A 13,151-nucleotide genomic window follows, 5' to 3' on the forward strand; every position below is an offset into this window, starting at 1 on the left:
ATGGAAACAAGCGTCGGGGCAATCCATCGCCCCGAGTGTCGTGTGAACGTGCACTGCCCGAATGGCAGTCATTGCCTCTGCGAGTGGAAGTTTGCGTGGCGATTCCGAACACGCCCAATTCTGCGGCCACACCGCCACCGCCCGTACGGGCGTCGGCTGGCAAAGCGGCAGTTGGCTTCTCATCTCTCGCGTCAACCTGTTGGAGCCGGGCCCGACAGGACCGGCTCAATTCTTCCCGCGCAACTCGGTCAACGTGATCCTTGTGCGGCGTGCCGTTCAAGCGGCAGCGCCCTATCGGAACGACGATGACAGTCGCGGATGCAAATTGCCTAGCATTCAAGTTCCCGCACGGCAAGTTACTTGCCACGTCCCTTGCCTCCTGCGTCGCAAGGTGCCGTACTGGCGCGCTTGGCGCGTGCCGTTTTGCGCACAAGGTTTGCCCGTGAGGGTTTTTGGATACGCGAACGAATGTATGCGGCGGGAATGAAAACCGGGGTAACGCGCTGCTGCGAGGATTGCCGCCGGACGCATGAGCGCTTAACCAACCCGCTGTCATGGCGCGTAGGGTTCAGATAGGCTTGCTGCTGACGGCGCCGCTCGCGGTGCTGGCCTTCGTGCTCGTGCTTAACCATACGCTGGTCAGGGGGCAGGGCGGGTACGATTATGTCGTACGCATGGACCTTCCCGCGCTCGATGCCCCGGCCGACCTTCCCGCGATCGAGGGACCGAGCGATGTGAGCGTGCCGCTGGTGGTGATCGATCCGGGGCACGGCGGGTTCGATCCGGGGGCGGGGCAGGGCGCGCTCAAGGAAAAGCGCGTCGCGCTCCAGATCGCCCGCGCGATCCGCGACGACCTGCTTGCCCACGGCGACGTGCGCGTGGCGCTGACCCGCGACACCGATCGGTTCATCGCGCTGTCGGACCGCCCTGCGATCGCGCGCCGGTTGAACGCCGACCTGTTTCTCTCGATCCACGCCGACAGCGCGCAAAGCGACCAGGCGCGCGGGGCCAGTGCCTATGTCCTGTCCGAAAAGGGCAACGACGAGGCGGCGCAGCGTTTCGCCGCCAGCGCGCGCCAGACCGGCGCGGAAAAAGGGCAGCGCATCAATGGCATCGTGATTGCCGATACCTCCGATCGGGTGGGCGCGATCCTGCTCGACCTGTCGCAGAGCGGAACCCAGGCGGATTCGGCGCGTGTGGCGGGGTTGCTGCTCGACGAATTGACGAGTGCGGGCGTTCGCCTGCACCGCCGTCGGGCGCAGACCGCCGCGCTCGCGGTGCTCAAGGCGCCGGACATCCCCTCGGTGCTGTTCGAGACCGGCTATATCAACAACGCCGATGATGCCGCGTTCCTGAGTTCGCGGAAAGGGCAGGCGGTCGTCGCCGATGCCGCCTCGCGCGCGATCCGGCGCTTCTTTGCGCGCAAGGCCGGAACGTGACTGCAGCAAGGGCCGACGGGTACAGGCGCTGACCGGGGTCAGCCCGGACGGGGCCGGCGTGCGGGCCTTCGCGCGTGACGAAAGCCGCGGGGAAATCGGCGGATGGTGCCAAGGCGGCTGGCCTTGCGCGAAAAGGGCGTGCTAGAGGGCGATCACGATGAGCGAAGAGACCACCGAGAGCGGCGCCCGATCGCGCCCGGACACGCCCGAAGATGCCCGCTTCAGCCTTCGCCGCGGAGCCTCGCGGGGATTTGCCGGCCGACTGGGTGGGCGAATCAGCACGCTTTGGCGCGAGCGCAAGTGGCTTCGGCGGTTCGGTTATCTGTGTCTGGCCGGGCTCGTCGTGCTGGCCGGGCTGTGGATTGCGATGACCCGCGACCTGCCCGATGCCAAGTCGCTCTTGGCCTACCAGCCGCCGCTGCCCACGATGGTGCGCGATATTCATGGCGAGATCGCCTACAGTTACGCGCGTGAAAGACGTGTTCAGCTGCGTTTCCAGGACATCCCGCCGCAGGTCTACAACGCCTTTCTCTCGGCCGAGGACCGCACCTTCTGGACCCATGGCGGGGTCGATCTGGGCGGCCTTGCCGGTGCGGTGATCGACTATGCACGCAAGTATGGTTCGGGCGTGCGCGCCAAGGGCGGCTCGACCATCACCCAGCAGGTGGCCAAGAACCTGCTGATCGGCGATGCCTATTCGGTGACCCGCAAGCTCAAGGAAATGGTGCTCGCCCGCCGGATCGAGGGGGTGCTGTCCAAGCAGCAGATCCTCGAACTCTACCTCAACCAGATCCCGCTCGGTCGCCGCTCGTTCGGCGTGCAGGCCGCCGCACGCGCCTATTTCGACCGCGATGTCGACGAATTGACGCTGAGCCAGGCGGCGTTCCTTGCCATCCTGCCGCGCGCGCCTGAAGTCTACGGCCGCAAGAAGGCCGAGGATCGCGCGATCGAACGCCGCAACTGGGTGCTCGACCAGATGGTGCGCAACGGCTGGGCCACCCGCCAGGCGGCCGACGAAGCCAAGGCCGAGCCGCTTGGCCTGGTCACCCAGCGTGGCCCCGATTACGATCCGGCCAACGGCTATTTCGTCGAGGAAGTGCGCCGTCGCCTGATCGAGCGCTATGGGGAAAAGGCCGAGGATGGCCCCAACAGCGTCTACGCGGGCGGTCTGTGGGTGCGTACCTCGCTCGACCCCGAGCTTCAGCACGCGGTGCGCGATGCGCTGCGCAAGGGGCTGATCGGCTACCACGGCAGCCGCGACTGGGCCGGGCCCATCGCGCACATCAACGATCTCGACAACTGGCAGACCCAGCTGATCGTCTCCAACAAGACGATCAACTACAAGGACTGGCGCGTGGGCGTGATCCTCGATGCGGCCAGTGGCAGCGGACGGATCGGCTTTGCCGACGGCAACATCGCGGCCCTGACCGCGATCCCGGCCAAGGCGCGCGTGGGTGACTTCGTCGCCGCCGCGCCGGTTTCGGCGGGGACCTATGCGGTCCAGATCATTCCGGAAGTGTCGGGTGGCATGATCATGGAACAGCCGTGGTCGGGCCGGATCATGGCGATGCAGGGCGGTTTCGATTCCGGTCTGGGTTCCTTCAACCGCGCCATCCAGGCCGAACGCCAGCCCGGCTCGACGATCAAGCCGTTCGTTTACGCGACCGGTCTCGACAATGGCATGACCCCCGCGACACAAGTGCTCGACGGGACGTTCTGCGTCTACCAGGGCGGTCGTCTGGGCCAGAAGTGCTTCCGCAACTTCGCCAATGAAGGCGGCGCGGGGTCGCACACGATGCGCTGGGGCCTTGAGCAGTCGCGCAACCTGATGACCGTGCGCATCGCCAACGACATCGGCATGGGCAAGGTCATCAAGACCTTCCGGACGATGGGGATCGGGGACTACAAGCCGTACCTCTCCTTTGCCCTGGGCGCTGGCGAGACGACCGTAGCGCGCATGGCCAATGCCTACTCGGCGCTGGCCAACGACGGGGTGCAGTACCCTGCCTCGGTGATCGACTATATTCAGGACCGCAACGGCAAGGTGATCTGGAAGGCCGATCGCAGCACCTGCGATGGCTGCAACATGCCCGAATGGGACGGCAAGCCGATGCCGCGCATCGGACACAAGGGCAAGCAGGTGATGAACGCCGATACCGCCTACCAGACCGTGCACATGCTCGAGGGCGTGGTGATCCGCGGCACCGCGGTGCGTCTGCGCAGCCTCAATCTGCCGCTGTTCGGCAAGACCGGCACCACCAACGGGCCGACCGACGTGTGGTTCATGGGCGGCAACCAGGACTATGTCGGGGGCGTCTATGTCGGCTACGACAGTCCGCGTTCGCTGGGCGGATGGGCGCAGGGCGGGCGCATTTCGGCGCCGATCTTCAAGGATGTGGTCGAGGCCACGCGTGAGCGCTGGAGCCAGCAGCCGATGATTGCCCCGCCGGGTGTGCGCATGGTGCGGATCGACCGCGTGACCGGCAAGCAGGTCATGGGTGTCGAGCCGACCAACGATCCCAAGGCCTCGGTGATCTGGGAGGCCTTCAAGCCCGATACCGAACCGCGCCAGTACACCGCGGAGGACGAGTTCACCAAGCGACGCGACGCGCTGATCGCGGAGATCGACAACGCCCGCAAGGCACGCGAGGACGCGGCGGCACACGCCGCACAGGAAAATTCGAACAACTTCGTCGAGGAACAGGGCGGGATCTATTGATCCTTTTCCCGCGCATCCACCGCTTTCGGGGCGGATGCGCGGGAAAGATTAGGTATGATTACCTAATATTAAATCGCTTGCACCCATAGATGGCCTGAACGGACGGGATAATGGGTTCAGGGGTCGCATGGCACAGTATTCCTCGCGCGGGCTGACGCTGCGCTATATCGTCGCACTCGCCCTGATCGCGCTGCTGACGATCATCTCGCACCTCGTGCTCACCCAGACCTTGCGCGCGAACGAGGGCTCTGCCGCAATCATCAACATGAGCGGGCGCCAGCGCATGCTCTCGCAGCGCATCAACGGGCTCGCGGTCGACCTGCATCTGGGCAACGCCTCGGCGCGCGCGCCGCTGGCCGACGCGATCGACCAGTTTGCGAGGGCGCACGAAACGCTGCGCGCGCTCGCCAGCGGGACCGGGGCGGCCTCGATCGGTGAACGGCGGCTATCCGACGTCTATTACGGCGCGGGCGATGTCGACCGGCTGACGCGCCGCTATCTGGATGCCGCGCGGCGCATTCTCGAGCGCCCAAGCGCCAAGCGTGTGCGGGCCAATCCTGCGGAAATGGCGGACTTGCGTACGCTGGCGGACCTGGCGCGCGGGCCGCTGCTGGCCGGGCTCGAGCAGGTCGTGTCGATCCACCAGTCTGTCAGCGAAGGGCGCACGCAGCGGATGGAGGACATCCAGTGGGCGATCCTGCTGATCGTCCTGATGACGCTGACGTTCGAGGCGTTCTTCATCTTCCGGCCGATGGAGCGTTCGATTTCGCGCCATGTCGCGCAGTTGCTCACCATGGCCGACCGCGACTACCTGACCGGGGTGCTCAACCGGCGGGCGTTTACGGCGCGCGCCGAGGCCGAAATCCAGCGCTCGCGCCGCCACGCACGCAAGTTGTCGTTGCTGCTGATCGACGTCGATCACTTCAAGCAGGTCAACGACCGGCACGGGCATCTGGCGGGCGATGCGGTGCTGGTCGCGATCGCCCGGTCGATCGATTCCGCCGCGCGGCGCGAGGATCTGGTCGGGCGCATGGGCGGTGAGGAATTCGCCGTGCTGCTGCCCGAAACGGGCTACGCGGGCGCGATCGAGGTGGCCGAGCGGCTGCGCGCGGCGATTGCCGAAACGCCGGTGGAGCTGGGCGAAAAGACGATTGCCGCAACGGTCAGCATCGGTGTCGCGCCGATCGAACTGAACGGTCCGCGCGGGCTCGTCGCGGCAATGGGGAGCGCGGACAAAATGCTCTATCGGGCCAAGGACGCGGGCCGCAACTGCGTGCGGCCGAGCCTTGCGGGGGTTGCCACCGGGGGGCAGGCCGCCGCGTCCTGAACGCGGTGGCGCGGGCTCGCGCTGCTTAAAACGAGGACTGCGGCGCGGGCTGGGTAAAGTCGACGACCGCATCCTCGCGCTTCTCCGGGCGGATGTAGATCGAGGAAATCGAGGGCGAGAGGCGCTTGAGACGCTGTTCGAGATCCTCGATCATCGTTTCGGCGTCCCCCATCGTGACGCTGTCTTCGAAATCGGCGCTTATCGCGACGAAAATCGCCTGGGGTGCGGTGTGCAGCGTGCGCACGTGGTTGACCGCGACGATCGCGGGATGCGCCGCCACGGTCTCGCGCAGCGCACGGATCAGCGCCGGGTCCGCCGCTTCGCCGATGAGCAGTCCCTTGGCCTCGCGCGCGAGCAGTACCGCGACAGCAGCCAGGACGAGCCCGATCAGCACCGAGGCCGCGCCGTCGATACGCGGATCGGCGAAATGGACGCTGCCCCACACCCCCAACGCGGCGATGGCGAGGCCGATGAGCGCGGCGCTGTCCTCGAACAGGACGATGAACGCGGCCGGGTCCTTGCTGCGCCGGATCGCCTTCCACCAGCTCTGGCGGCCGCGCGCGGCGTTGAATTCGCGCATCGCGAGAAACCAGCTCGACCCTTCGAGGGCAAAGGCGATGGCGATGACGATATAGCTCAGCGTCGGGTCTTCGACCGCGTGCGGCTTGCGGATATGGGCCAGCCCTTCGTAGATCGAGGCGCCCGCGCCGACGGCAAAGATCAGGATGGCGACCACGAGCGCCCAGAAATAGAGCTCGCGGCCGTAGCCGAAGGGGTGTTCGGCATCGGGCGGGCGACCGGCACGCTTCTGGCCGTAGAGCAGCAGGACCTGATTGCCGCTGTCGACCAGCGAGTGGATCGCCTCGGTCGCCATCGAGGAGGAGCCGCTGATCGTCGCGGCGGCGAACTTGGCGACCGCGATGCCAAGGTTCGCGGCGAGCGCGCCGTAAAGCACGATGTTCTTGCGGATGTGGGTGAGCGCGGTGGTGCCATCGCTCGGTGTCTGGGAATGGGCCATGATCTTTCAACGCATGGAAAAGGCGCCGAATACAAGGAAAAACTGTCCGTCAGTCAGCCCACATCGACGCTTTGTGCGCCTCGCCACTGGCGCATGACGAGATAGGGGCCGTGCAGCGCCGCGCGTTCGTAGACCCCAAAGCCCAGTTTGGTGCCCGGATCGCCGTGCGCAGCGTCGAGCCAGGTGACCTGTTCGAGCCCGAGCCGCAGTCCCGACCGGCCCGGCCCGACCGCGCGCGCCATCGCTTCGCCGACCAGCCGCGCGACGTCGTGGCCGAGCGCGATGGAGGGCGCGTCCTGCAGGGCCGCGGCATGGGTTTCGAGCGCGCGCGCCAGAACCGGGTTGCGCACGCTTACCGTCGCCACGTGGAACCAGCCCTCGCAAGCGGCGGCGTCTAGCGTGATCGCGGCGGCGCTGGCGCAGTTGGTGAGGCATGGCCCGGTAAATCCGGCGGATCGCAGGCGGGCTGCCAGCGCGCGCGCCGGGTGGCCCTGGCCGAGATAGACCAGAGCGTCGCAAGAGGGGGCGCTGTGCGGCGCCGTCGCAGCGGCTACCACTGTATCGAGCGCTGCCGGCTCGGGTCGTTCGTCCAGCGCGGCGATGGCGGAAGGCGCAAAACCGTGCAGTGCGCCTTGTCCGGCGAACTGCCTTGCCAGCCGCTCGCCAAACGGCGTCGCATCGTGGACGACGAGCGGCGCGCGGCATTCCAGCGTGCGCAGATGCCCGGCAATAAGGGCGGCCTCCTGCGCCGGGTTGCCGGTCTGCAACTGGAACACGTGGCGGCCGCGCGCGCGATCCTCGTCGGTGCAGATGAGCGTGGGCAGGCGCAGCGCCTCGGCGAGCGGCGCGGCGACGCGCGCGTTGTCGCCCACGAACGGGCCGATGACCAGATCGACCGGCGTTTCGGCGAGCCGCCGGTAAGCGGCCTCGAGCGCATCGGCGGTGCCACCGGGAAGCCCCAGCGCATAAGCGTGCACGATCGCGACGGAGCCGCAAAGCCGTCCGGCCTCGATCAGCGATCGGGCCTCGCGCTCGATCCATCCGGCAAGATCGCCGGGGCCGCCGTCGTCGAGCCCCATCGGCCCGCCGCGATCGGCGCTATCGTTGAGAATACCGATCGTGATCGTGCCCGTCATGTTCCTGAACCCCATCGCCTGAACCCGCCGTCAGGGCGGGCGCGCGCGCCGTGCGGCGGCGCGTGTCGCGAAGGGAAAACCGTCAGCGGGCAAAAGGCTCCGGGGACCGGTCGCGGGGGCGCTGGTTACTTGCGTCCGGCGAGCACGCAGCGCATGGCATCGGCGGGCGTGGCGGGGTCCGCGAGGCGCAGGAAGCCGCTGGACACGCGCTTGAAACGCATGTTCTGCAGCTTGCCTCCGGTCATCACCACATCGTCGCCGGTGAGCAGGTAGCTGCCGCGCACGCCACCGGCCTTGTAGCTCGAGGCGTTGACGATGCTGAAGTTGTACGCGGGCATCGGCTCGCCGATGAGACCGCCCGCATCGCCCGGCTTCTCACAGGTGTAGCGGCCCAGGCTCAGCGTGTCGATCCGGCCGCCCGGAACCGGCGGCGGCGCGGGCTCGGCGACAGCGGCCTCCACCGTGCCGGGGACGAGCGCGGCGAGCGCAAGCAGGGCCGCCAGAGCGAAGGCGGGGCGAGACAGGGAGTGGACAGGTTCGAGGGTGCGGATCATGTCCCGCTCGCTAGCATCGGCGCGAGGCAATTGCCATGCCCGTCTCGCTGGTCTAAGGGGCGCAGGATTTGCAGCTGCGCCCACAGAACCAACCTCTGCACGGCGCAGGCACCAGTCAGCTCTTTCCCATCGAAGGCAGGTTTTCATGAAGATCAGCGGCGTCGACATTCGTCCCGGCAACATTCTCGAATACGAAAAAGGCATCTGGAAGGTTGCCAAGACGCAGCACACCCAGCCGGGCAAGGGCGGCGCGTACATGCAGGTCGAGATGAAGAACCTCATCGATGGCCGCAAGACCAACGTGCGTTTCCGCAGCGCCGACACGATCGAGAAGGTCCGTCTCGACACCAAGGACTTCCAGTACCTTTACGCCGAAGGCGACATGCTGGTGTTCATGGACACCGAGACCTACGAGCAGATCAACCTGCCGGCCGATCTCGTGGGCGATGCCGCAGCCTTCCTCCAGGACGGCATGGAAGTCGCGCTCGAGCTGTGGGAAGAACGCCCGATCTCGGTCCAGCTGCCCGAGCAGGTCGAAGCCACCATCGTCGAGGCCGACGCCGTCGTGAAGGGCCAGACCGCCTCGTCGAGCTACAAGCCCGCCGTGCTCGACAACGGTGTGCGCGTCATGGTTCCGCCGCACATCGAGAGCGGTACGCGCATCGTCGTCGACGTCTACGAAAAGGCTTACGTGAAGAAGGCGGATTGATCATGAGCAAGCGAATTGTCGAACGCGTGGGCGCACTGGCATCGGCTGTGACGCTGGCGCTCGCGCCGGTCGTGGCGAGTGCCGCGGCCTCGGCGGCCGTACCCGCGCCGGTCGCGGCTCCGGCGGTGGCCGGTACGCCAGCGAAGAACCCGGACACGAAGAACGTGATGCTCTATCTCGACGTGTTCTACGCCGCGCTGCACTCCGACAAGGTGGACCATACGGTCAAGCAGCGCCTGGTCGGCTGCCTGTACGACAATTCGCTGCACAAGATCACCACCGCCATGGACAACACCATCGCGCAGAACGCGGGCAAGGTCCATCTCGACAAGCCCAACGAAGTGCTCGACGTGATGGCGCTCATCTGTGGTTACAAGCCCAAGGCCGCGGCCGCCGCAGCCAAGGCTCCGGCCAAGGCCGGGCCCGGCATGAAGGGACGCTGAGCGCCCTCACCGGGTGGTGATGGCCGGTCCATTGGTATATTGATGCGCCGGTCCCGTCCGGCGGTAGGAGCAAGTAAAGGTTATGGCCGCAATTTCCGGTCTCATCCGCGTCATGGAAAAGGCCGCCCGCAAGGCTGGCGGCCGCCTTCGTCGCGATTTTGGTGAAGTCGAGCACCTTCAGGTCTCGCGCAAGGGTCCTGCGGACTTCGTCTCGAAGGCCGACCAAGCCGCCGAGCGCACGATCTGGGACGAACTGCGCGCGGCGCGCCCCGACTGGGGCTTCCTGTTCGAGGAAGGCGGCACGATCGAGGGCGATCCTACCAAGCCGCGCTTCATCGTTGATCCGCTCGACGGGACGACCAACTTCCTGCACGGCATTCCCCACTTCGCGATCTCGATCGCGGTGCAGGAACCGCGCCTTGACGGGAAGGGCTGGGGCGAAGTGACCGCCGGCCTCATCTACCAGCCGATCACCGACGAGAGCTTCTGGGCCGAAAAGAGCCGCGGCGCCTGGCTGCACGATGCGCGTCTGCGCGTGTCCTCGCGGCGCCATCTCGATGAAAGCCTGATCGCTACGGGTATTCCCTTCGCCGGGCATGGCAACGTGGCCGAATGGTCGCGTATCTATCAGTCGATCGCGCCACAAGTGGCGGGTATCCGCCGCTTCGGCTCGGCCGCGCTCGACCTCGCGTGGGTCGCGGCAGGCCGCTATGAAGGCTTCTGGGAAGCCGGTCTCAAGCCCTGGGATACCGCGGCAGGTTGTCTTCTGGTGCGCGAAGCGGGCGGTTTCGTGTCGGACTGGAAGGGCCGTTCGCTGCCCTATTGCGACGAGCAGATCCTGGCCGGCAACGACACGCTGCACTCGCGCCTCCACAAGCTCCTGGCCAACGCGCTCAAGGACTGATCGGCAGGTTCCGCGCCCGTTCGGGGGGCGGTAATGATCTGCGCTTTGGTTATCACAGTCAGCCGCTCCGGTTCGTTCCGGGGCGGCTGTCTTTTTAGTGCCATCGCCGCGCCACGGAACTTTCGCAGGCACCGGATATTGTTTCCGGCATGGCGGTGCGACGAACATGGTCTTTGGGCATGGCGGGCTGTTTGCTCGTTATGGCTGGCAAAGCGGAGGCGCAGGCGGGTCTGCCCGGCCCGGCAGATGCGCGTATCGGCGCATCGGGTGCGGCGTTCGACATGCGTGCGCTGGGGTCCGGCGCGCTTAGCGGCGCGCTGCGGGCGCGCAGCGCGCGGCTCGAACTTGGTGCGCCGCCCGAGGCGGGCGATGCGCCGATCAAGCTGCGCCTGCGCTACATGCCCCAGCCCGGCGGTCCGCGCTTCGAAATCGGCTCGATTGGTTCGCGCAAGGGGGCGATGAAGCGCCAACTCCTCCACGTCGCGCTGGACTGGAGCTTTTGAACGCTCGGAACAGCCCAGGCCTGCTCTGGCCTCTTGATGCTCCACGCAAAAAGCCACGATTGGCCCCTTGAACGCCGAGAGCGGTACGGCTAAGCGTCTCGACCTCATCTGCTGCCCCTGTGGCGGAATGGTAGACGCGAACGACTCAAAATCGTTTGTCGCAAGGCGTGCCCGTTCGAGTCGGGCCAGGGGCACCACGATCGCGCGGGCGAAGCGTCTGGCAGGGCTTGCCTTTTGGTGTCCTTCGCATAGCTTGCCTGGCCATGGGACTTCACGCATCGCTTCGTCTGGGCCTTCTTGCAGGCTCGCTTCTGGCAACCGCTTCGCCCGTCCTGGCGCAATCGCCGCAGAGTGCGGCGCTGGCCGGAGCCATTGCCGGTGACATGCCGCAGCTCATGGCGATCTACCGTGACCTCCACGCGCATCCTGAGTTGAGCGAACAGGAACACCGCACCGCCGGGATCATGGCCGAGGCTGCGCGCAAGGCGGGATTCACCGTGACCGAGGGCGTGGGAGGTACCGGCGTGGTTGCGGTGATGCGCAATGGCGAAGGTCCCACTGTGCTCATCCGCGCCGACATGGACGGCTTGCCGGTGACCGAGGAAACGGGGTTGCCCTTCGCCTCGAAGATGCGCGGTGTGTCGACCGCGGGTGTCGAGAGCGGGATCATGCACGCCTGCGGACACGATACGCACATGACCGCGTGGATTGAGACCGCGCGTCTGATGTCGGCGCGCAAGGCGGACTGGTCGGGCACGCTGGTGATGATCGGCCAGCCCGCCGAGGAAATGGGCGTGGGCGCGCGGGCGATGCTGGCTGACGGGCTCTATACACGCTTTCCCAAGCCCGACTATGCGCTGGCCTTCCACGATTCGGCCGGCATGGAGGCTGGAAAGGTCGGTGCAGCGGTGGGCTGGGCGCTGGCCAACGTCGACAGTGTCGACATCCTGGTCAAGGGGCGTGGCGGCCACGGCGCCTACCCGCACACCACCATCGACCCGATCGTGCTGGCGAGTTCTATCGTCATGAAATTGCAGACGCTGGCCAGCCGTGAAATCGATCCCAAGGACCCGGTGGTGGTCACCGTCGGCTCCTTCCACGCCGGGACCAAGCACAACGTCATTCCCAACGAGGCCAAGCTCGAACTGACCGTGCGCAGCTATTCGGATGCCACGCGCAAGCAGCTGCTCGACGGTATTGCGCGGATCGCGCGCGGCGAAGCGCTTGCCTCGGGCGTGGCCGAGGCAGACCTGCCGGTGGTCACGGTCGATCCGCACAACACCCGCGCGACGTGGAATTCGCCGGAATTCACCCAGGCGACGGTTGATCGCCTCCAGGGTCAGATGGGCGAGGGGGCGGTTTCGGTCCTGCCGTCGGTCATGGGAGGCGAGGATTTCGGAGAGTTCCGCCGGGCGGACGAAAACCACATCCAGTCGATCATCTTCTGGGTCGGCGGAGTGCCCGAAAAGGCCTGGGCGGCGGCGCAGGCGGGCGGTCCGCCGCTGCCTTCGCTCCACAGCGCGCTATGGGCGCCCGAGGCCGACAAGGTCATCGCATCGGGCGCGCAGACGCTGACGCTGACCGCGCTCGACATTCTCAAGCGCTGACATCGGAACGGCGGCCGAATTCCCGATCCCTTGCGAAGGGACGCTAGGTTCAGTGCGAGGACGGCGCCGGGGGCTGGCTCGCGCCGTTGGCGTTCAGCGTCTGCACGTCCGCTGCGGACAGGACGACCTGCGGCAGCCCTGCGGTTTGCATCTCGCCCATATTTTCCTTTAGCGCCAGCCACTGTTCGAGCGTCATGCCGGGCGGCAGCGAGGTAGGCAGCGCGTAGGGGCTGAGGCCCGGAGGCAGGGTCGAGCCCATCTCGTAGCCAGCGCCCGCGCTTTGGGCATAGCCGTAGTTTGCGCTGGCGGCCGAGGGACCCTCATCGGGGCCGAAGCTGCCAGGTGTCTCGTTGGTGCGGTTGACGATGCTGTTGGCGCTTTCGCCGTGCACGGCGCGGCTGATGGCGTCCGGGCGCGCGGTCGTGCTGGCCTGCGCGATCGCCGCGCCGCCGCCAACGTCCGGCGTGCGCTCGTCGTCGGCGAACATGGCCAGCCCCGCCGTCACGGCCAGGGTCACGACGGCGAAGTGCATGGACATCGTCTTGAGCGAGATCCCGGCGCGGGCTCCCTGGCGCTTATGAATGCGTGACATGGCCATAGGCCCTAGCCGAAAAGGCGTATCGGCGTGGTGTGCGGGTTTGGTTAGCAAAGGATTGCATTCGCGCTATGGCGGATTGCCTTGTGGTGTCGGCCCAAGAGGGTCTGCGTGTAAAGCGCGCCGACATTGCACGGTCGGTCCGAGCCCCGGACCGCGCGGCTGCGCGACGGATCGGCCGCGGAAAAGTGCCGATT

At 66.7% G+C, this 13,151-nt stretch carries 12 protein-coding genes and 1 tRNA gene; 9 read left to right on the forward strand and 4 right to left on the reverse strand.

The genetic code is table 11. The features are described from left to right. Window positions 1-554 precede the first annotated feature (554 nt). From MTR62_RS02975 to MTR62_RS02985, 3 genes are all read left to right on the forward strand, one after another. On the forward strand, window positions 555-1,439 hold the full coding sequence (locus tag MTR62_RS02975; RefSeq protein WP_244016797.1) for an N-acetylmuramoyl-L-alanine amidase family protein: 885 nt from the start codon (window positions 555-557) through the stop codon (window positions 1,437-1,439). 157 nt (window positions 1,440-1,596) lie between these two features. After that, on the forward strand, window positions 1,597-4,158 hold the full coding sequence (locus MTR62_RS02980) for a penicillin-binding protein 1A (RefSeq protein WP_244016798.1): 2,562 nt from the start codon (window positions 1,597-1,599) through the stop codon (window positions 4,156-4,158). A 127-nt stretch (window positions 4,159-4,285) separates the two neighbouring features. Further along, on the forward strand, window positions 4,286-5,485 hold the full coding sequence (locus MTR62_RS02985; protein ID WP_244016800.1) for a diguanylate cyclase: 1,200 nt from the start codon (window positions 4,286-4,288) through the stop codon (window positions 5,483-5,485). A gap of 25 nt (window positions 5,486-5,510) precedes the next feature. Here MTR62_RS02985 and MTR62_RS02990 read toward each other — a convergent pair whose 3' ends face one another. The 3 genes from MTR62_RS02990 to MTR62_RS03000 form a co-directional block, all read right to left on the reverse strand. Continuing rightward, window positions 5,511-6,503 carry a cation diffusion facilitator family transporter gene (locus tag MTR62_RS02990; protein ID WP_244016802.1) on the reverse strand — a complete coding sequence of 331 codons (993 nt, stop codon included), beginning with the start codon at window positions 6,501-6,503 and terminating at the stop codon, window positions 5,511-5,513. A gap of 53 nt (window positions 6,504-6,556) precedes the next feature. After that, entirely contained in the window at window positions 6,557-7,639 is a 1,083-nt protein-coding gene (locus MTR62_RS02995; RefSeq protein ID WP_244016804.1) for an ABC transporter substrate-binding protein, read from the reverse strand. Between the two features lie 125 nt (window positions 7,640-7,764). Further along, window positions 7,765-8,193, reverse strand: coding sequence for a hypothetical protein (locus MTR62_RS03000; protein WP_244016806.1), 429 nt, complete (start codon window positions 8,191-8,193; stop codon window positions 7,765-7,767). A 145-nt stretch (window positions 8,194-8,338) separates the two neighbouring features. On the opposite strand from MTR62_RS03000, the gene efp reads away from it, so the two are divergent. The 6 genes from efp to MTR62_RS03030 all read left to right on the forward strand — a co-directional run bounded on the left by efp (window position 8,339) and on the right by MTR62_RS03030 (window position 12,359). Then, window positions 8,339-8,902, forward strand: coding sequence for an elongation factor P (gene efp / locus MTR62_RS03005; protein ID WP_244016808.1), 564 nt, complete (start codon window positions 8,339-8,341; stop codon window positions 8,900-8,902). A 2-nt stretch (window positions 8,903-8,904) separates the two neighbouring features. Further along, a complete protein-coding gene (locus MTR62_RS03010) occupies window positions 8,905-9,345 on the forward strand; it encodes a hypothetical protein (RefSeq protein ID WP_244016811.1) in 441 nt (146 codons plus the stop codon). Between the two features lie 82 nt (window positions 9,346-9,427). Continuing rightward, window positions 9,428-10,249, forward strand: a complete 822-nt coding sequence (locus MTR62_RS03015) for an inositol monophosphatase family protein (RefSeq protein WP_244016812.1) — start codon at window positions 9,428-9,430, stop codon at window positions 10,247-10,249. Window positions 10,250-10,449: 200 nt separating this feature from the next. Continuing rightward, window positions 10,450-10,752, forward strand: a complete 303-nt coding sequence (locus tag MTR62_RS03020; RefSeq protein ID WP_244016814.1) for a hypothetical protein — start codon at window positions 10,450-10,452, stop codon at window positions 10,750-10,752. 113 nt (window positions 10,753-10,865) lie between these two features. Continuing rightward, window positions 10,866-10,949, forward strand: a tRNA-Leu gene (locus MTR62_RS03025). Between the two features lie 66 nt (window positions 10,950-11,015). Beyond that, a complete protein-coding gene (locus tag MTR62_RS03030) occupies window positions 11,016-12,359 on the forward strand; it encodes an amidohydrolase (RefSeq protein WP_244016816.1) in 1,344 nt (447 codons plus the stop codon). Window positions 12,360-12,408: 49 nt separating this feature from the next. Here the strand turns inward: MTR62_RS03030 and MTR62_RS03035 are convergent, their stop codons facing one another. Next, window positions 12,409-12,951 (reverse strand): hypothetical protein, encoded by a 543-nt coding sequence (locus MTR62_RS03035; protein ID WP_244016818.1) that lies wholly within the window; start codon window positions 12,949-12,951, stop codon window positions 12,409-12,411. Between the last annotated feature and the right edge of the window lie 200 nt (window positions 12,952-13,151).

It is taken from the genome of Novosphingobium organovorum (genome assembly GCF_022832435.1).
GTDB classification, from domain to species: Bacteria; Pseudomonadota; Alphaproteobacteria; order Sphingomonadales; family Sphingomonadaceae; genus Novosphingobium; species Novosphingobium organovorum.